The sequence below is a fragment of the Methylobacterium sp. Leaf117 genome (genome assembly GCF_001422985.1).
GTDB lineage: Bacteria > Pseudomonadota > Alphaproteobacteria > Rhizobiales > Beijerinckiaceae > Methylobacterium.
Genome location: NZ_LMNL01000001.1, coordinates 156,247 through 174,623 on the forward strand (window position 1 = coordinate 156,247; position 18,377 = coordinate 174,623).

An 18,377-nucleotide genomic window follows, 5' to 3' on the forward strand; every position below is an offset into this window, starting at 1 on the left:
GGTTCACAGCACCTCGATGCCGGCGGTTCCACCCTCGGCATAGCGGGCACCGGCGACGGCGCCGGGATCGAACAGGGCGTCGAGTTCGGCGATCTCGGCCGGCGTCAGCGCGAGGTCCATCGCCGCGGCGTTCTCGGCCAGTCGGACCGCCCGCCGGGTGCCCGGGATCGGGACCACGCCCGGCCCCCGGTCGACGAGCCACGCGAGGGCGATCTGCCCCGCACTGGCGCCCCGGCGCGCCGCGATGGCACCGAGCCCGTCGAGCAGGCGCTGGTTCCGGGCCAGCGCATCGGCCTGGAAGCGTGGATTGCCCCTGCGGAAATCGTCCGCCGCGAGTCCGGCCGTGTCGAGGCCGCCGGTGAGGAAGCCGCGTCCGAGCGGCGAGTAGGCCACGAAGGTGACGCCGAGTTCGCGGCAGGTCTCCAGCATCCCGTCCTCGGGCGCCCGGCTCCACAGAGAATATTCGCTCTGCACCGCCGCGATGGGGTGGATCGCGTGGGCGGCCCGCAGAGTTTCGGGCGAGACTTCGGACAGGCCGAGCCCCCGCACCTTGCCCTGCTCCACCAGCCGCGCCATCGCGCCCACCATCTCGGCCAGCGGGGTCTCCGGATTGCGGCGATGGCAATAATAGAGGTCGATGGTTTCGACGCCGAGGCGGGTCAGCGAGGCTTCGCAGGCGCGGGCGATGTAGGCCGGCGTATTGTCGATGCGCCGCTCTGTGCTGTCGGGCGGGCGCACGATGGCGAACTTGGTGGCGAGAACGACCCGGTCGCGCCGGCCCCTCAGGAAGCGGCCCAGCAGGGTCTCGTTGTGGCCGAGGCCGTAGGTGTCGGCGGTGTCGAGAAAATCGTAGCCGCGATCGAGCGCCGCCGCGAGCACCGCGAGCGATTCTGTCTCGTCGGACGGACCATAGAACTCCGACATGCCCATGCAGCCGAGGCCCGGGACGGAGACGGTGAGGCCGGTCTGGCCGAGGGGTTGCTGTCGCATGGGCGGCTCCTGGTTTCGAGATTGGCCCCCGCGATGTGCCATGCGGGACCTGAGGCGATAAGATCGACCCGCCCGGACGAACCGTTGAGCGAGATTCATCAATGCAGCGCAGCGATCTCGCCGACCTCACGGTGTTCGCCGCCATCGCCCGGCATGGCAGCTTCCGCCGGGCGGCCCTCGAACTCGGCGTCTCCACCTCGGCGCTGAGCCACGCCCTCCGGGGCCTGGAGACCCGGATGGGCCTGCGGCTGCTCCATCGCACCACCCGGAGCGTCGCTCCGACCGAGGCGGGAGCGGCGCTGCTCGCCCGGATCGCGCCGGCCCTGGCCGAGATCGCCGAGGCGGTGGGGGCGGCAGGAGCGTTCCGGGCGACGCTTGGGGGCGCCCTGCGGATCAACGCCCCGCGCTCGGCCTGTCGCTTCGTCCTGATGCCGCTGGTGGCGCGCTACCTCGCCCGTTATCCGGCTGTCCGCGTCGAGGTCGTGGCCGACGATGCCATGACCGATGTGGTCGCCGGCGGCTTCGATGCCGGGGTGCGCTTCGGCGAGCATCTTGCCGGCGACATGATCGCGGTGGCGCTCGGCGGGGCGCAGCGCTTCGCCGTGGTGGGGTCCCCGGATTACCTCGCCGGGCGTTCGCACCCGGAAGGTCCGGACGACCTTGGCCGGCACCTCTGCATCCGGCAGCGCTTTCCGGGTGGTGCGATCTATCGCTGGGAACTGGAGAAGGAGGGGCGGGCGGTGGCGGTCTCCGTCGACGGACCGCTCATCGTCAACGACCAGGAGATGATCGTTCAGGCGGCCCTCGCGGGCCTCGGCCTCGGACTGGTCTTCGAGGAGGGCGTCGTCGAGCACCTGGCTTCCGGGCGGCTGGTCCGCCTGATGCCCGATTGGTGCCCGAGTTTCCCCGGGCTGTTCCTGTATTATGCCGGCCGGCGCCAGATCCCGCCGCCGCTCCAGGCCTTCATCGATCTGGTGCGCCGGCCCGAGCCCGACCTCACGGCCACACCTTGATCGCCAGGGTCCGCCGCAGGAGGTCGCGGTCGGAGGTGATGCTGCAGCCCTCGGTGCGCAGGGTGACGTAGGTCAGGATCGCGCGATCGCCGGTATCGTCGAAGTTGCGCCCCTGCGCGTCCGGATCGAGCAGTGACGGATAGGCGATCAGGCCGCCGGGCGCTCGGCAGGGATCGTCGTAGAGGGTCGCACCCGCCAGCAGCAGCCGGGGCTGGTCCCAGGCCAGGAGGTCGCGGGAGGTGGTCCAGTAGAAGCCCGATTGCGGAAAACCCTCGCCGGCCTTGGCCATGAAGACCGCGATCCAGGCGCCGCTGGCCCGGTGCCGCACCACCGCGCCGACCGGGGTCGGAAACGGCGCGATCGGCGCGCAGGTGGCCGGCCGCTTGGGCGACCTCGCATAGGGATCGGGGAAGGCGGCGGTGAAGCCGGTTCCAGTCCAGGCCCGCCACAGCGTCGGATCGGCGGGATTGTCCGAGCGGAACAGGCAGACCCCGGCCGATTGGTCGCTGCCCGGCAGGCTCCATCCGGTCGTGGAGGCCAGGAAATAGCGCCACCTTCCGTCGCCGACGATGTTCGAGGGATTGAAGAAGCCGCGATGGCGGCCCTGATCGACCTCCTGCCGGAAGGGCGCGCCGGCCACCACCACCGGGGGACTCGCCCGGCTGAAGCTGCGCCCGCCATCCGGCGACGTCGCCGCGATCACGCTGTTGTACCAGCATTCCAGGTAGACCGCGGAACGGCAGCGGCCCGGATGCTCGTTGGCCCTGTACTCGTGATGGACCAGAGCGGCGACGCGGCGCCCGTCCTCGGTCCAGGTGGCGGTGATCCAGGAGGCGTCGTCATAGGCGGCGGGATCGGCCTGACCGCCGGAATCGAGCACCACCGCGCAGTCGAGTTTGAGCGCATCCAGGCTCGGGCCGCGAAAGGCGCGGTTGCGGTAGTGCATCCCGAACAGCGCCACCGCCCCGGACGCCTCGCGAAACGCCCGCGCCGAGGCATCCGGCACGTCGTCCCCGTCGCAGGCGTCGCGGGTCGCCTTGAACATCACCACCGGAGGCCCGACCAGCGTCAGGGCCGAGAGCGGCGGTTCGGGCGCCGCCGGCGCGGACCCGGCGCCGAGCAGCCAACCGAGGGCGAGAACCGGCCCGAGGGCGGCGAGGCGGGACGGGCGCGTCATCGGGGAAGCCTGGACATCGGACCAGGATTGGGTTTTGAACCGTTACAGTCTGCTTGTCCCGGCATCGGCGGCTCCGAGCTTATCCACACCGACGCCCATTTCTCGCGAAAGCCCCCCATGTTGATCCTCATTCTCGGCCTCGTGCTGTTTCTCGGCACGCACGCCTTCTCCATGGCGCGGACCAAGCGGGCCGAGGTCGTCGGCCAGGTCGGGGAGGGGCGCTTCAAGCTGGCCTACACCCTGGCCTCCCTCCTCGGGCTGGTGCTGATCGTCTACGGCTTCCACCTCTACCGCGAATCCGGCTACATCGCCGTCTGGGACCCGCCGGTCTGGACCCGCCACCTGTCCCTGCTGCTGACGGCGCTCGCCTTCATCGTGCTCGCCTCCGCCTACCTGCCGGGGCATATCCGCGCCAAGGCCAAGCACCCGATGCTGCTGGCGGTGAAGATCTGGGCCACCGCCCACCTTCTCGCTAACGGCGACCTCGGCTCGATCCTGCTGTTCGGCAGCTTCCTCGCCTGGGCGGTGGTGGCCCGCATCAGCGCCAAGCGCCGGGCGCTCTCGGCCGGTGCGGTCGCGGCCCAGCACGGCGGCCCCGTGGCGGCGCCCGCCGGCTGGCGCAACGATGCGCTCGCGGTGATCGTCGGCCTCGGCGTCTGGTTCGTGTTCGGGAAGTACCTGCATCCGCTGCTGATCGGCGTCGCCGCCTGGCCGGGCCAGGCCTGAGCCGTTTCGAAGCCGGTCGCCAAGGGCCTAAGCCTGTGCTAGGCGCAGGCCTTCCACTTTCTTGAGCGGCCGCCGGGGTTTCGGGCGGCGTGAGACGACATGGCCGAAAACAACGAGTTCATCCGCGAGGTCAACGAGGACTATCGCCGCGATCAGGTCGCCGAGATCTGGCGCCGCTACAGCGGCGTGATCATCGCCCTGGCGATTCTCGTCGTGGCCGGCGTGGGCGGATGGCGCTACTGGCAGCACGACCAGCGCGTGCGCGCCGAGGCCGCCTCCGAGCGCTTCGAGGTCGCCAACCGCCTCGCCCGCGAGGGCAAGTCCGCGGAGGCCGACAAGGCGTTCGAGGCGATCGAGAGCGATGCGCCCGCCGGCTATGCCCTTCTGGCCCGCTTCCGCTCGGCGGCCGAGACCGGCAAGACCGATGCGAAGGCCGGTGCCGCCGAGTACGACGCCCTCGCCAACGACACCTCGGTCAGCACCGGCCTGCGCGATCTCGCGCGCCTGCGCTCCGCCCTGCTGCGGCTCGATGGCACCGACCCCGATGCCGCGCTGGGCACCCTCCAGGGCCTCGCCGCGCCGAACGCCCCGTTCCGCCACACCGCCCGCGAGATGCTCGGGCTCGTCGCGCTGAAGCGTGGCGATTACGAGGGCGCCGGCCGCTGGTTCGACCAGATCAACGCCGATTCCCAGACGCCGCAGAACCTGCGCCAGCGCATCGAAGTCTACGCGGCCTTGGTGGCCGGCGGACCCGTCACCGTGACGGCGGCGGCTCCGGCCGCGCCGGCCGCTCCCCCACCCGTCACGCGCTGAGCCCTCGACCTTCTTCTCACGTACGCCTGATCGAAACGAGCACACCATGGATATGCCGACCGTCGCGATCGTCGGACGGCCGAACGTCGGCAAGTCGACCCTGTTCAACCGCCTCGTGGGCAAGAAGCTCGCGCTGGTGGACGACCGCCCCGGCGTGACCCGCGACCGGCGCGAGGGCGACGTCAATTTCGGTGGTCTCGTCTTCCGCATCATCGACACCGCCGGCCTCGAAGAGGCCGATCCGGGTTCGCTGCTCGGCCGCATGCGCGCCCAGACCGAAGCGGCGATCCTCGAAGCCGACGTGGTGCTGTTCGTGATCGACGCCCGCGCGGGCGTGCTTCCGGCCGACCAGCCCTTCGCCGATATGGTGCGCCGGGCCGGCTGCCCCGTCATCCTCATCGCCAACAAGGCGGAGGGCGGCGCCGGCATGTCCGGCGCCTACGAGGCGTTTTCCCTCGGGCTCGGCGACCCGATCCCGTTCTCGGCTGAGCACGGCGAGGGCACCGGCGAACTGCACGACGCGCTGATCGAGGCGCTGCCCAAGCTCGACGACGAGGACGAGGCATACGACGACGATCCGTCGAACCGCTCGCTCAAGGTCGCCATCGTGGGCCGGCCCAATGCGGGCAAGTCGACCCTGATCAACCGGATGCTCGGCGAGGATCGTCTGCTGGTCGGACCCGAAGCCGGCATCACCCGCGATTCGATCTCCCTCGACTGGGAATGGCGCGGCCGCCGGATCAAGCTGCACGACACCGCCGGCATGCGCCGCAAGGCGCGGATCGACGACAAGCTCGAGAAGCTCGCGGTGACCGACGGCCTGCGCGCCGTGCGCTTCGCCGAGGTGGTGGTGGTGCTCCTCGACGCCACGATCCCGTTCGAGAAGCAGGACCTGACCATCGTCGACCTGATCGAGAGCGAGGGCCGCGCCCTGGTGATCGGGCTGAACAAGTGGGATCTTGTCGCCGACCAGAACGGCCTGCTCAAGAAGCTGCGCGAGGATTGCACCCGCCTGCTGCCGCAGGTGCGCGGCGTCGCCGTGGTGCCGCTCTCTGGCCTCGCCGGCGAGGGCATCGACAAGCTGATGCAGGCCGTGACGAACGCCGAGGAGATCTGGAGCACCCGCGTCTCCACCTCGCGGATCAACGACTGGCTGAGCGCCGCCACCCAGCGCAATCCACCCCCGGCGGTGTCGGGCCGCCGGATCAAGATCCGCTACGCCACCCAGGTGAAAGCGCGCCCGCCGCACTTCGCCCTGTTCGGCAATCAGCTCGACGGCCTGCCGAAATCCTACACCCGCTACCTCGTCAACGCCCTGCGCGAGGCCTTCGAATTGCCGGGCACGCCGATCCGGCTGTCGCTGCGGACCTCGAAGAACCCGTTCGACCGCGAGAACAAGGGCTGAGGACAGGGGTCACGGCGGCCCACGCGTCGTCTCCGCCAGCCAGTCCACCACCGCGTCGAGGGCCTGCCGGTTCGAGGTGTCGCCGTTGCGGGTGGCCTCGAAGGTGGCGACCTGTCGCTCGGCGCTGGTGCCGTGATCGAGGATGCGGCGGGCCTGCGCCACCTCCGCTTCGCAGTGAAGCGCGGCGGCGTCCTCGGCGATGAGGGTCAGCAGCGTGTCCAAAGCCTGGGAGAAGGGCACGGCCTCCTCGCTCGCCTCGTCGATCAGCTCGGCCTCGGTGCCGCTGCGCTGGGCGCGCCACAGGTTCTCCTGCGCCAGCGCGCGCGAGACGCCGTCGAGGCCGGCATTCAGCTCCGGCCGACGCACGACGAGCCGCACGAGGCAGCGATAGAGCGCCGCGATGGCGAGGGCGTCGTCCAGGCGGGTGCAGGAATCGGCGATCCGCAATTCGAGCGTCGGGAACTTGATCGAGGGACGAAGCGACCACCACAGGAAGCTGGCATCCTGGATCGAGCCGGCCTGGGTCATGATCCGCACGTAGCGCGCATAGGCGGCCGGGTCGGCGAACAGCTCCGGCAGCCCGGTGCGGGGCAACTCGCCGAAGGCGCTGAGGCGATAGGCGCTGAGGCCGGTGGGCTTGCCCTGCCAGAACGGCGAGGATGCCGAGAGCCCCAGCAGCATCGGCTGGAAGGGCAGCAGCCGGTTCATGAGGTCGACCCGCCGGTCCGGGTCCGGCACCTCGACATGGACATGCATGCCGCAGATCAGGCTGCGCCGTCCGGCCAGGCCCACGTCCCGCAGGATGCCGCGATAGCGGTCGCCCTTGGTGGGGAGTTGGCGCGCCCAATCCGCGACCGGATGCGTGCCGGCCGCGAAGACCAGGAGGCCGTGTTCGCGCCCGAGCTTGGCCAGCGCCGCCCGCTGCCGGGCCAGCACCTCCCGGGCCCCGGCGAAGTCGGTCGAGGGCGGCGTACAGACCTCGACCTGACATTGAAGCAGTTCGCGCCCGATCTCGGGCAGTTCCTCGCCGGCCTGGACGTGGAAGGGCTTCACCGAGCGCCGGGGCGTGCCGCGCGTCTCCGCATCCGCCAGGAAATATTCCTCCTCGATGCCGAAACGGAAGGGGGCGGACGTCATCGGGAGCCTTGTCGGTTGCTTGCTCCCCTCAACCCGTCAGGCGGGCATTTGTGCCCGGGCCGGGCCGCCGACGAGCCAGGCCGGATCGAACCAGCGATCGGCCTCGCCGTCATAGGGCAGGCGGGTGACGTCCCAGTGCTGGATATAGCGGGCGTAGACGTTCCAGACCGCGATGCCGCCGCCGACGAAGATGCGCCGTCCGGGATAGCGTGCCAGAACCGCCTCCGGGTCCTCGTGGCTGCGGATGACGTCGATGGTGCGGTCCTTGAACGCAAACTCGGGCACCGACGCGATGGTCTTGGGGCCGGCGATCAGGACGTGCCCCATGGTGATGGCGAAGAAGCGCGTCACGTCCTCGACGAAGAGCGGGTCGGTGTTGCCCTCCCAGGGCAGGTGTCCCTTGAGGCCGAGCTGGCCGCGAAGGCCGATGGCGCAGATGCAGCGAACGTCGATCATGAGAGGCTCGTCCGAAGAGGGGAGTGGAATGGCGCGACCTGCCGATGGAGGGTCGCACCGATGGCACCGGCAAGGATCGGGGTGCTGCGGCTCGCTCTCGGATCGGGCCGCCGCACGGACAGGGTCCATCGGCTGATGGCAGATCTGGATCGTCAGAGCGATTGCGAATCGCAATTTCGCGCCCGTGCGGGGACAATTCGTCCCGATCGATGACGCCGCGCCGGGTACCGCCAATGCCCCACGGTGAGCCCCCCAGGTGAGGGCCGGACCTCAGTTCGTCTGCGGCAGATAGGGTTTCGTGGTCTCGGGCGTTTGCAGCAGGCGCCGGCGGAGATCCGCATACGGCACATCCTGCACCGCCAGAAAGCAGGGATGCTCCGCAATCATCGCGGCGGCCATGCCGAGGGATTGGCCGACCTGCATCAAGGTCAGTTCCATCCGGAATGCGCCGAAGGCCTCGTGCGTGGCACTGACGCAGAAGGCCACCACGAGGTTTCGACATTCGGCGCGCCGAGGAACCGTGACCTCGTAGGGGATGGGGAAGATCTTGTCCTTTCCGCCATTCCCGACCTCGAAATTGCCCTCGTTGCGAACGTGCCAGACCGGGAGCGGAACCGCGATCCGTTGCGTGTGATGACTGTCCCGATTGTAACTTCCGGCCGCGATCGTACCGAGGCTGCGCGGCTCCGAGCCGTCACGAGCCGCGATATCGGCGCCGTGGAGCACGAAATCCGACACCATGCGCTGGGATTCGCGGACGTAGAGCTGGTAGGGCCAATGGCGTTCGTCGCCGGGAAACGGGTCGAGGTAGTGATTGTCCGCCAGGCCGAAGGCCCGCATGGATTCCCGGACGGATTCCGGCACCCGCGGGTCGTTCTCGTGCTGGAAGGCATAGAAGAGGCCGCGAATCCATCGCTCGTGCTCCTTCCAGATCAGGCCTCTCTCCGCATAGCTTGCGGAGGGATAGGACCAGGAACTGCCGACATGGTCGAGGGATACCGCTCCCCGGTTGTTCACGTCGTAGAGGCCGTCGCCGATGTTGTTGCAGAGCAGAAAATTCTCTTCTGCCATCGTCGAGGTCGGCTTCAGGAAGCCACCGTCCCGCAGCGCTTCGAGATAGCGGAATAGAATTTCGTAGTTAGCTTTCTTGTAGCCGTCCGGCGGGGTGCTCGCGAACGGCACCCGGGCACGCGGGTCCCGCGTCATGGTCAGGCGGAAGTTGTAGGCCTGAACGGCGCCGTCCCCCGAGGCGGAGGCCAGTTGCGGGCGTTCGCGAACGCCCGGCAACAGGCCGGATGCCGGATCGGAGGGCGTGACGAACGGATCGAGATAGATGTGGCGGTCGGCGAGGAATTTGAGGAAGAAGCGCGGCCGGACGAAGTTGTGATTGCTTCCCCCGCCGTCGTTGAAGACGTTCCGGTAGCCATTGTAGAAGTCCTGCGGCGACGCGGCCTCGCGACCGATGAAGGTCGTCACTCCGGCCTTGTCGGCCAGGTCGCCCTCGTACGATGCGTCGATGAAGACTTTCGCCGCGAAAGTCTGTCCCATCGTCGTCGCAATCGCGACGATCAGGCCGTTCTCCTTGCGAACCTGGGTGACCCCCAGTGACCAGAACACCGGAATATCGTGTCGTGCCAGCAGATCCTGGAACACGGCTTCGGCGAATCGCGGCTGGAACGCGAAGGTCCCCGGGGGATGTCCGGCGCGTTCGTTGATGCGGTCGATCACGTAACGGGCCAGCCCACCGTAGGCGCGCGGCGAGTCCACATCGGAATACCCGAGCCCGCCCGACATCATGCCGCCCAGGTGACTCTCCCGCCAACCGCCGACCAGCGCGACGGAGCGACCCTGGCGCTTGGCCTCGAACGCCGCCGCGATACCGCCGCTGGTCGCGCCGTAGACGACGATGTCGAAGCTCAAGTGTCCGGCCCGAGCGGAGAGCGGATAGAGAAGCGTTGCGGCGGCACCCCCGAGAAAAGAACGTCGCGAAACCATGATGGGGAGTCTCTCGGAGTTTCTTCAAAAGCGCGATCGACGATCATACAGAACGGAAAACCACATATCGGCTTGTCACATATGGTCAATGAGTCGAATCGGATTCTGCGCAGTCTGACCTTTCGAATTTATTCGCGATCGGAAACAGAAAAATGCTCCTGTTTATATAAGGCAACTTGAAAATTGATAAATGTGATCCCACGTTCTGGCCGACTATTTGATAAAAATTGTTTCTTCTCAAAGTGCCATCTCTCGCAGCAGATCTGATTAGATCAGCAACGATGTTTATGCCTCGGGCGTGATCGTGGGCGGACCCATCGTCTCGCGCTTCGCGGCGTTGCGAGACCACCCGGGAGACGGGAAGGAGTTCGACCGCTGGTCGGGGCGAGGCAAGGGTCCGGGCAAGGCAAGGGTCCGGGCGAGGCAAGGGGCCGGTCGAGGGGCTTCTGGCCGGGAAGGCACCCAAATACCGCATCTGCGCGAGAGACGTCCCAAGCCTTGGCCTTGGTGCAGATCGATCGCGAACGGTTTGATCCCGGCAGATCGGGATGGCCCGCTCGCTCGATGCACGAGCGGCCCTCATGCGCCGCTGTCATCCGCCTCGCCGGGCGGCGGCGACGATGCCGCGCGGGGGCATGGGTCCATCTGGTGGCGACCGAGCCTCGATAGCCTCCGCCCATGGTTCGGCCGTCCGAGGCGAACCGGGTCGTCGGAGAGAGCCAGCGGGACGATCGCGCGGAGGCGATGTCCCGGTCGCGCGATGCCGGGAGGGGGGAGGGCGGCTTCGGAACCGAGCGGGGCTGCCTTCACCGGTGATCGGTCGCGGCCGGGGTCCGGCGGCGACTGTGCCGACGCTGCGGCGTCAGCCTGCCATCTGGGGCGTCAGGATCCGGTCGCTCGGGAAGTCGTAGATCTTGCCCGATTCCGAGAAATCCGGGCTCGCGAGGCGCACGAAGTGCGAGGCGAGGTCTTCCGGCGTCTTCAGGGTCATCTCGTCCTCGCCCGGCATCGCCGCCTTGCGCATGGAGGTGCGCAGGGGGCCGGGGTTGAGCAGCATGGCGCGCACCGGTGTCGTCGCGGTCTCGGCTGCGTAAGTCCGCACCAGGGCATCGAGAGCCGCCTTGGACACCGAATAGGGGCCCCAATAGGCCCGGCACTTCTGCGCCGCCCCGGAGGTGACGAAGATGGCGCGGCCGGCGTCGGACATCCGCAGCAGCGGATCGAGGGAGCGGATCAGCCGGTAATTGGCGGTGACGTTGATCTCCATCACCTGCGCCCAGGTCTTCGGAGTCACGTGCCCGATCGGTGTGAGATTGCCCAGGATGCCGGCATTGCCCACCAGGATGTCGAGGCGCTTCCAGCGTTCGTGAATGCCGGCGCCGAGCCGGTCGATGGCGTCGTAATCGGTGAGGTCGAGGGGCACGAGGGTGGCGCTGCCGCCGCGCGCCCGAATGGCATCGTCGAGCTCTTCCAGGCCGCCCTGCGTGCGGGCGACCGCGACGATGTGGGCGCCGGCCTCGGCCAGCGCCAGGGCGGCGGCATGGCCGATGCCCCGCGACGCCCCGGTGACGACGGCGACGCGGCCGGCGAGGGTTTTTTCGGGCGTGCTCATCGGCCGGCTCAGTCCGCTTCGGCCAGCATGGCGAGGCGGCGCGGCCCCGCGATGGCCAGATCGGTCAGGCCGGTCGGGTAGTCGCCGGTGAAGCAATGGTCGGTGTATTGCGGGCAGGCCTCGTCGCGGCGGGCCTCGCCCATGGCCTTGTACAGACCGTCGATGGACAGGAAGGCCAGTGAATCGGCACCGATGTAGCGGCGCATCCCCTCGAGGTCATGGGTGGCGGCCAGCAGCTTCTCCCGCTCCGGCGTGTCGATGCCGTAGAAGTCCGGATAGGTGATCGGCGGCGAGGCGATGCGGAAATGCACCTCCTTGGCACCGGCCTCCCGCATCATGCGGACGATCTTCACCGAGGTGGTGCCGCGCACGAGGCTGTCGTCGACCAGCACGATGCGCTTGCCCTCGACCACGGCGCGGTTGGCCGAATGCTTCATCCGCACGCCGAGTTCGCGCACCGACTGGGTCGGCTGGATGAAGGTGCGGCCGACATAGTGGTTGCGGATGATGCCCATCTCGAAGGGCAGGCCGGTCTCCTGGGCGAAGCCGAGGGCGGCGGGCACACCGGAATCCGGCACCGGAATGACCACATCGGCCGCAGTCGCCGATTCGCGGGCCAATTCGTGGCCGATATTCTTGCGCACCGCGTAGACGCTCTTGCCGTTCACCACCGAATCGGGGCGCGCGAAGTAGATGTACTCGAAGATGCACGGGCGCATCGGCTGCGCGGGCGCGAAGCGGATCGACTCGATGCCCTCTTCCGAGATCACCACGATCTCGCCGTTCTCGATGTCGCGGATGAACTTGGCGCCGATGATGTCGAGGGCACAGGTCTCGGAGGCGAGGATGTAGCGGCCGTCGAGTTCGCCGAGCACCAGGGGGCGGATGCCCAGCGGATCGCGGGCGCCGATCAGCTTCTTGTTGGTCAGCGCCACGATGGCGTAGGCGCCCTCGATCTGGCGCAGGGCCTCGGTGAAGCGCTCGACGATGCGGGGCGCGCGGGAGCGCGCGGCAAGATGCAGGATCACCTCGGTGTCGGAGGTCGATTGCGTGATGGCACCGTCGCGCACCAGGTCGCGGCGGATCGACAGGGCGTTGGTGAGATTGCCGTTGTGGGCGACCGCCAAGCCCCCACTGGCCAGCTCGGCGAAGAGCGGCTGCACGTTGCGCAGGATGGTGCCGCCGGTGGTGGAGTAGCGCACATGGCCGATGGCGGCCGGGCCTTCGAGATGCTCGATGGTCGAGCGGTCCGAGAACGAATCGCCGACGAGGCCCGGACGACGCTCGGAATGGAACACCGCCCCGTCGAAGGAGACGATGCCGGCCGCTTCCTGGCCCCGGTGCTGCAGGGCATGGAGCCCCAGCGCGACGATGGCGGAGGCGTCCGGGTGGCCGAAGATGCCGAAGACGCCGCACTCTTCGCGCAGCGTATCGCCGTCGCGGTCGAGCCCGTCCACGACCTCGACCGGGGGACGGGCACTCGACTTGGCTACAGACATGATGATGTCGTTCCCTGGTTGGCCCCGTGCGAATCCCCGCGCAGGCGCCGTCAGATGACCGTCATGTAATCGGCCTTCGCCGCGCGACCAAGCGCACGGCGACGCAGATCAGCGTCGCGGGGCGGGCGTGGCTGGCGCCTCGGTGCGGCGCTGGGCCGGAACCTCGCCTTCCGGCGGCTCGACCGGATCGGCCGGCGTATCGGCCTTCGGCTTCTTGAACTGCTTCAGAAGACCCTCGGGATTCTCCGGGAGCTGCGCCACCAGGGCCTCGCCGGACTTCTCCAGCATCGGCCGGCTGCGCGCCTCGGAGGCCCAGGGCGGCATCTTGCCCTGTACCAGCCAGGCCAGGAACACCCAGCCGATGACGCAGATCAGGAAGCCGCGTCCGGCCCCGAACAGGAAGCCCAGCGAGCGGTCGATGGCGCCGATGCGCGAATCGAGGATCATGTCCGACACCTTCACGGTGAGGATGGACACGACGATCAGGGTGAGCAGGAAGATCGCCGCGATCGAGGCGACGAGGGCCACGGTCGGGTTGCTCACATGCTGGCTGACCGTGGGCAGCAGAAAGGGATGGAATTTCCACGCGATGGCGGCGGCCGCGACCCAGGCGATGATGGCAAGCACTTCGCGGGTCGCGCCACGGACGGCGGCCAGCAGCGCCGAGACCACGACAATACCCAGCACGACGAGATCGAGAACGGAGAACGGCATCTCTGACGATTGTCACTTCATGGGGCGGAGCGGCGACGATGACCGGATCGTGCGGCTTCCCCCGGCCGCGGCTCTGTATATCGTGCGGAACCTCGGCCGTCACCCTGGCGCGGGATGCCATCCCCGGCCGGGGTCCGGCCAGGTTTGACCCCGGTCGGGGGGGCGTCGCGATGCATCGTCCCTGGCAACATGACATCGTGCCCCGGTCTCCGTGGTCCGGTGGGAGGCCCTGATCTTCGGTGCCGACGAGATCGTCTTGCCGCGATCTTCCCGTTCCGGCGCGCGTCGCGCCAAGTCTGTCCCGTCAATCGTCGTCGCCATAATCCGGCGGGTTGTGGCCCCGGCGCGATCCGACCCGGCGCGGGCCGCCGCTGGCGATGCCCGCCACCATGTCGGCGATGTGGCGGAGCGCCTCCGTCGACAGGCCGCCGTCGCCGCCCTCGCCGCGCCCCTGCGGCATCACCGCCTTGGCGAAGCCGAGCTTCAGCGCCTCCTTGATCCGGGCCGGAGCCTGCGCCACCGGGCGGACGGCGCCCGACAGTCCGATCTCGCCGAAATACACCGTCTCGGGTGGCAGCGTCGCGCCGGAGAGGGACGAGACCAGGGCGGCGGCGACGGCGAGGTCGGCGGCGGGTTCGGAGATGCGCAGGCCGCCCGCCACGTTGAGATAGACGTCGTGGGTGCCGAGGCGGATGCCGCCATGGGCCTCCAGCACCGCCAGCACCATCGACAGGCGGTTCGGGTCCCAGCCGACCACGGCCCGTCGCGGCATGCCGAGCGACGAGGGCGCGACCAGGGCCTGGATCTCCACCAGCAGGGGCCGCGTCCCCTCCATACCGGCGAACACCGCCGTTCCGGGCGCGGCGTGGTCGCGCCCGGCCAGGAACAGGGCCGAGGGGTTCGGCACCTCGGCCAGCCCCAGATCGGTCATCTCGAACACCCCGATCTCGTCGGTGGGTCCGAAGCGGTTCTTCACCGCGCGCAGGATTCGGAAGTGGTGGCCCTGGTCGCCCTCGAAGGAGGCGACCGCGTCGACCATGTGCTCGACCACCCGGGGGCCGGCGATCTGCCCGTCCTTGGTCACGTGCCCGACCAGGATCACCGCCGTGCCGCTGGTCTTGGCGAAGCGGATCAGGGTCTGGGCCGAGCCGCGCACCTGCGTGACGGTGCCGGGGGCCGATTCCACCGTCTCGGTCCACATGGTCTGGATCGAATCGATGATGGCCAGCGCCGGCGGGCGCCCCTGCGACAGCGTCTCGACGATGTCCTCGACATTGGTCTCGGCCGCCAACTCGACCGCCGCCGAGGTCAGGCCCAGGCGCTCGGCCCGCAGCCGCACCTGCGCCACCGCCTCCTCGCCCGAGATGTAGACCACGCGTTCGCCGGTCCGGGCCATGGCGGCGGAGGCCTGCATCAGCAGCGTCGACTTGCCGATGCCGGGGTCGCCGCCGAGCAGGATCACCGAGCCGCGCACGAAACCGCCGCCGGTGACCCGATCGAGTTCGTTGATCCCGGACGGGATGCGCGGCGCTTCCCGCACCTCACCGGTCAGGCCCTCCAGGGCGAAGACCCGACCGCGCGCCCGGCTCGGCCGCGTCTTGACCGGACCCGATTGGGGGCCGGTGGCGCCGGTCTCTTCGACGATGGTGTTCCAGCCGTTGCAGGCCTCGCAGCGCCCGCGCCAACGGTTGTAGACCGCCCCGCAGGACTGGCAGACGAAGCTCTGTTGGATCTTGGCCATCGCGATTCCGCTGGAGGAGCCGGAGGACTCGCCCGGATCAGGCGGAGGTCAGGCCCCGGTTCCTGTCACATAATGGCGAACATAGCGAGAACCTAGCCCCGTCAGGATCTCGTAGCCGATGGTGCCGGCGGCCCGGCCGACCGTGTCGACGTCGAGGCCGTCGCCGATCAGGGTCGCGGTCGCGCCGCGCGCCGCCGCCGGCGCGTCGGTGACGTCTAGGATGATGAGGTCCATCGAAATCAGCCCGAGGATCGGGCAGCGCACGCCGCCGACCAGGGCGATGCCGCGCCCGCTCGCCGCCCGGGGATACCCGTCGGCGTAGCCCATCGACAGGGTCGCGAGCCGCCGGGGCTCGGCCGCCCGCCAGCGCCCGTTATAGCCGCAGGTCTCACCCGCAGCGACGTCGCGGATCTGCGCGATCTGCGCCTCCAGGCGCACCACCGGCCGCATCGGGTTCGGCTTCCACGGAGTCGGATTGCCGCCGAACAGGGCATAGCCCGGACGCAGCAGGTCGTGATGCGCGGCGACCCCGAGGAAGATGCCGGAGGAATTGGCGAAGGACCCCGGCACACCCGGATGGGCGGCACGCACCGCCGCGAAATCCGCCATCTGGCGCGCGTTGATCGGATCGCTCGCCAGCTCGGCGCTGACGAGGTGAGTCATGAGCAAGGCGATTCCGGCCCGCCCGATCAGCGGATCGCCGGACAGCGCCAGCGCCTCGGGCACGGACAGCCCGAGGCGGTTCATGCCGGTATCGACGTGGAGCGCCGCCGGCCGGGTCCGGCCGGACGCCTCGGCCAGAGCCGCCCATTCGGCGAGTTCGTCCCGGCTTCCGAGCACGGGCCGCAGGTCATGGGCCGCCAGGGTCGGGCCGAGGCCGGGCAGCAGCCCGTTGAGGACGTAGATCGTGGCCTCGGGCAGGAGCGAACGCGCCGCCACGCCCTCGCTCAGGTGGGCGACGAAGAACGTCCCGCACCCCGCCGCCCACAGCATCGGCAGCACCCGCGCAAGGCCGCAGCCATAGGCATCCGCCTTGACCACGGCGGCACAATCCGCCTCCGGAGCCTGCGCCGCCAGCCGGCGCCAGTTCTCCGCGAGGGCGGCGAGGTCGATGGTCAGGAGAGCGCCGTGCGTCGATGGAATGACGATCTCCTGGTTCATGGCCTCAGCTTTCCACAGAGTAGGATGCCGGGCGCACCGTGGGACCCAATGCGGTAAGGTAATCGCATATGGGGACCTGCGAGCCCAAAAGTCCTCCGAAGCACCCCGTCATCCCGGGGCCGCGCAGCGGAGCCCGGGATCCAGAAACACAGGTGGCGCAATGACTTGCGCTGTTAGCGGCACTGGATTGCACGCCGGTGGCACGCCCCTTCGGGTCCGGGCTCGCCTGCGGCGCCCCGGAATGACGGCGCGTTTTCATATGCCATCGCCCTTGCGGGAAGGAGAGGCAGAACGGCGCATGGCTTCCCAGACTTCGGGATATTCACCTGCGGCCGTCTCATGTCCCTTCGATCTTCCGGGACAACTGCCCTCCTGATCACTCCGGTCGGCAGATCACATCTGCTCCGGCAGGCGGTCGGACTGGGCAAGGTCCGAGAAGCGCGTGATGTTGGCGTCGAACTGCAGTTCGACGGTCCCGGTGGGGCCGTGGCGCTGCTTGCCCAGGATCACCTCGGCCTTGCCGTGGACGCGGTTCATCTCGGCCTCCCAGGCGAAGAATTCTTCCGTGCCTTCGCGGGGCTTCTTGTTGTTGACGTAGTATTCCTCGCGGAAGACGAACATCACCACGTCGGCGTCCTGCTCGATCGAGCCCGATTCGCGAAGGTCTGCGAGCTGTGGGCGCTTGTCTTCGCGGTTTTCCACCTGACGCGAGAGCTGGGACAGGGCGATGATCGGCACCGCCAGTTCCTTGGCCAGGGCCTTCATGCCGGTGGTGATCTCGGTCATCTCCTGGACGCGGTTGTCGCTGCGCTTGCCGGAGCCCGAGAGGAGCTGAAGGTAGTCGACGATCAGCAGGTCGAGGCCCTTCTGCCGCTTGAGGCGACGGGCACGGGCGGCGAGCTGGGCGATCGAGATGCCGCCGGTCTGATCGATGTAGAACGGGATCGTCTGCATGTCCCGGGCCGCGTCGGTGATCTTGTAGAAGTCGGCCGGCTGAATGTCGCCGCGACGGATCTTGTAGGACGGCACGCCCGACTGCTCGGCGATGATACGGGTCGCCAATTGCTCGGCCGACATTTCGAGGGAAAAGAATCCGACGATGCCGCCGTTCTTGGTCTCGGTGCGCCCGTCCGGCAGCTTCTCGGACTGGTAGGCCTTGGCGACGTTGAAGGCGATGTTGGTGACGAGCGAGGTCTTGCCCATGGCCGGGCGGCCGGCGAGGATGATGAGATCCGAGCGCTGCAGGCCGCCCATCTTGGCATCGAGGTCGGACAGGCCGGTGGCGACGCCCGAGAGCTTGCCTTCCCGCTGGTAGGCCTTGGCGGCCATGTCCACCGCCGCCGTCAGGGCGTCGGAGAACTTCTGGAAGCCGCCATCGTATTTGCCTGATTCGGCGAGCTCGTAGAGCCGGCGCTCGGTGCCCTCGATCTGGTCGCGGGGCGAGGATTCCACCGGCGCCTCGTAGGCGCCGTTCACCAGATCCTCGCCGATGGTGATGAGCCGGCGCCGGATGGCGAGGTCGTAGATGGTACGGCCGTAATCGCCCGCGTTGATGACGGTGGTGGCTTCCGCCGCGAGGCGCGCGAGGTACTGCATCACCGTCTGGCCGCCGAGGTCGGCGTCGCCCAGGTAGGTCTTCAGGGTGATGGGGGTCGCGAGCTTGCCCGCCTTGATGAGCTGAGAGGCCACCTCGAAAATCTTGCGGTGGACGTCCTCCATGAAATGTTCGGGGAGGAGGAAGTCCGAGATCCGGTAATAGGCATCGTTGTTCACCAGGATCGCGCCGAGCAGGGCCTGCTCCGCGTCGATGTTGTGCGGCGCGACGCGGAATTCCTGCGCGACGGGCTGAAGGTTGGCCGTCAGGGCGTTGGGCAGGGCCATGGGCTGATTCGAGGCTCCGACTCTTCGTTTCATGGTCCGCGCGGCGGTCCGCCACCG

At 68.8% G+C, this 18,377-nt stretch carries 15 protein-coding genes; 4 read left to right on the forward strand and 11 right to left on the reverse strand.

Annotated features, from left to right (window positions below):
- Positions 1-3: 3 nt before the first annotated feature.
- Positions 4-990, reverse strand: coding sequence for an aldo/keto reductase (locus tag ASF57_RS00695; protein ID WP_056478889.1), 987 nt, complete (start codon positions 988-990; stop codon positions 4-6).
- Positions 991-1,091: 101 nt separating this feature from the next.
- On the opposite strand from ASF57_RS00695, the gene ASF57_RS00700 reads away from it, so the two are divergent.
- Complete coding sequence (locus tag ASF57_RS00700; protein ID WP_056478892.1) at positions 1,092-2,003, forward strand: LysR family transcriptional regulator; 912 nt, start codon at positions 1,092-1,094, stop codon at positions 2,001-2,003.
- Here ASF57_RS00700 and ASF57_RS00705 read toward each other — a convergent pair.
- Positions 1,987-3,180 carry a hypothetical protein gene (locus ASF57_RS00705; RefSeq protein WP_056478895.1) on the reverse strand — a complete coding sequence of 398 codons (1,194 nt, stop codon included), beginning with the start codon at positions 3,178-3,180 and terminating at the stop codon, positions 1,987-1,989. The two genes, ASF57_RS00700 and ASF57_RS00705, sit on opposite strands and share 17 nt — an antisense overlap.
- A 117-nt stretch (positions 3,181-3,297) precedes the next feature.
- Between ASF57_RS00705 and ASF57_RS00710 the strand changes: the two genes are divergently transcribed.
- The 3 genes from ASF57_RS00710 (at position 3,298) to der (ending at position 6,124) form a co-directional block, all read left to right on the forward strand.
- Complete coding sequence (locus ASF57_RS00710; protein ID WP_056478899.1) at positions 3,298-3,906, forward strand: NnrU family protein; 609 nt, start codon at positions 3,298-3,300, stop codon at positions 3,904-3,906.
- 99 nt (positions 3,907-4,005) lie between these two features.
- Positions 4,006-4,719 (forward strand): tetratricopeptide repeat protein, encoded by a 714-nt coding sequence (locus ASF57_RS00715; RefSeq protein ID WP_056190026.1) that lies wholly within the window; start codon positions 4,006-4,008, stop codon positions 4,717-4,719.
- A gap of 46 nt (positions 4,720-4,765) precedes the next feature.
- Positions 4,766-6,124: a ribosome biogenesis GTPase Der gene (gene der / locus ASF57_RS00720; protein ID WP_056190028.1), complete on the forward strand. Its 1,359-nt coding sequence runs from the start codon at positions 4,766-4,768 to the stop codon at positions 6,122-6,124.
- A 9-nt stretch (positions 6,125-6,133) separates the two neighbouring features.
- Here der and ASF57_RS00725 read toward each other — a convergent pair whose 3' ends face one another.
- The 9 genes from ASF57_RS00725 to ASF57_RS00765 all read right to left on the reverse strand — a co-directional run bounded on the left by ASF57_RS00725 (position 6,134) and on the right by ASF57_RS00765 (position 18,320).
- Positions 6,134-7,261: a carboxylate-amine ligase gene (locus ASF57_RS00725; RefSeq protein ID WP_056478901.1), complete on the reverse strand. Its 1,128-nt coding sequence runs from the start codon at positions 7,259-7,261 to the stop codon at positions 6,134-6,136.
- A 36-nt stretch (positions 7,262-7,297) separates the two neighbouring features.
- Entirely contained in the window at positions 7,298-7,717 is a 420-nt protein-coding gene (locus tag ASF57_RS00730) for a dihydrofolate reductase (RefSeq protein ID WP_056478903.1), read from the reverse strand.
- A 270-nt stretch (positions 7,718-7,987) separates the two neighbouring features.
- A complete protein-coding gene (locus ASF57_RS00735) occupies positions 7,988-9,712 on the reverse strand; it encodes an FAD-dependent oxidoreductase (RefSeq protein WP_082503605.1) in 1,725 nt (574 codons plus the stop codon).
- Between the two features lie 862 nt (positions 9,713-10,574).
- Positions 10,575-11,324 (reverse strand): SDR family NAD(P)-dependent oxidoreductase, encoded by a 750-nt coding sequence (locus tag ASF57_RS00740; RefSeq protein ID WP_056478908.1) that lies wholly within the window; start codon positions 11,322-11,324, stop codon positions 10,575-10,577.
- A gap of 8 nt (positions 11,325-11,332) precedes the next feature.
- The gene (gene purF / locus ASF57_RS00745) at positions 11,333-12,823 is read right to left on the reverse strand and encodes an amidophosphoribosyltransferase (RefSeq protein ID WP_056190038.1); all 1,491 of its coding nucleotides are present in this window, start codon (positions 12,821-12,823) and stop codon (positions 11,333-11,335) included.
- Between the two features lie 108 nt (positions 12,824-12,931).
- The gene (locus ASF57_RS00750; RefSeq protein WP_056190039.1) at positions 12,932-13,537 is read right to left on the reverse strand and encodes a CvpA family protein; all 606 of its coding nucleotides are present in this window, start codon (positions 13,535-13,537) and stop codon (positions 12,932-12,934) included.
- A gap of 304 nt (positions 13,538-13,841) precedes the next feature.
- On the reverse strand, positions 13,842-15,278 hold the full coding sequence (radA, locus tag ASF57_RS00755; protein ID WP_056190041.1) for a DNA repair protein RadA: 1,437 nt from the start codon (positions 15,276-15,278) through the stop codon (positions 13,842-13,844).
- Positions 15,279-15,326: 48 nt separating this feature from the next.
- Positions 15,327-16,439, reverse strand: coding sequence for an alanine racemase (gene alr, locus ASF57_RS00760; protein WP_082503606.1), 1,113 nt, complete (start codon positions 16,437-16,439; stop codon positions 15,327-15,329).
- Positions 16,440-16,832: 393 nt separating this feature from the next.
- On the reverse strand, positions 16,833-18,320 hold the full coding sequence (locus tag ASF57_RS00765) for a replicative DNA helicase (protein WP_056190043.1): 1,488 nt from the start codon (positions 18,318-18,320) through the stop codon (positions 16,833-16,835).
- Between the last annotated feature and the right edge of the window lie 57 nt (positions 18,321-18,377).

Coding starts and splice junctions, on each gene's coding strand:
- ASF57_RS00695 (WP_056478889.1), bottom strand. CDS start 990: ATGCGACAGCAACCCCTCGGCCAGACCGGCCTCACCGTCTCCGTCCCG.
- ASF57_RS00700 (WP_056478892.1), top strand. CDS start 1,092: ATGCAGCGCAGCGATCTCGCCGACCTCACGGTGTTCGCCGCCATCGCC.
- ASF57_RS00705 (WP_056478895.1), bottom strand. CDS start 3,180: ATGACGCGCCCGTCCCGCCTCGCCGCCCTCGGGCCGGTTCTCGCCCTC.
- ASF57_RS00710 (WP_056478899.1), top strand. CDS start 3,298: ATGTTGATCCTCATTCTCGGCCTCGTGCTGTTTCTCGGCACGCACGCC.
- ASF57_RS00715 (WP_056190026.1), top strand. CDS start 4,006: ATGGCCGAAAACAACGAGTTCATCCGCGAGGTCAACGAGGACTATCGC.
- der (WP_056190028.1), top strand. CDS start 4,766: ATGGATATGCCGACCGTCGCGATCGTCGGACGGCCGAACGTCGGCAAG.
- ASF57_RS00725 (WP_056478901.1), bottom strand. CDS start 7,261: ATGACGTCCGCCCCCTTCCGTTTCGGCATCGAGGAGGAATATTTCCTG.
- ASF57_RS00730 (WP_056478903.1), bottom strand. CDS start 7,717: ATGATCGACGTTCGCTGCATCTGCGCCATCGGCCTTCGCGGCCAGCTC.
- ASF57_RS00735 (WP_082503605.1), bottom strand. CDS start 9,712: ATGGTTTCGCGACGTTCTTTTCTCGGGGGTGCCGCCGCAACGCTTCTC.
- ASF57_RS00740 (WP_056478908.1), bottom strand. CDS start 11,324: ATGAGCACGCCCGAAAAAACCCTCGCCGGCCGCGTCGCCGTCGTCACC.
- purF (WP_056190038.1), bottom strand. CDS start 12,823: ATGTCTGTAGCCAAGTCGAGTGCCCGTCCCCCGGTCGAGGTCGTGGAC.
- ASF57_RS00750 (WP_056190039.1), bottom strand. CDS start 13,537: ATGCCGTTCTCCGTTCTCGATCTCGTCGTGCTGGGTATTGTCGTGGTC.
- radA (WP_056190041.1), bottom strand. CDS start 15,278: ATGGCCAAGATCCAACAGAGCTTCGTCTGCCAGTCCTGCGGGGCGGTC.
- alr (WP_082503606.1), bottom strand. CDS start 16,439: ATGAACCAGGAGATCGTCATTCCATCGACGCACGGCGCTCTCCTGACC.
- ASF57_RS00765 (WP_056190043.1), bottom strand. CDS start 18,320: ATGGCCCTGCCCAACGCCCTGACGGCCAACCTTCAGCCCGTCGCGCAG.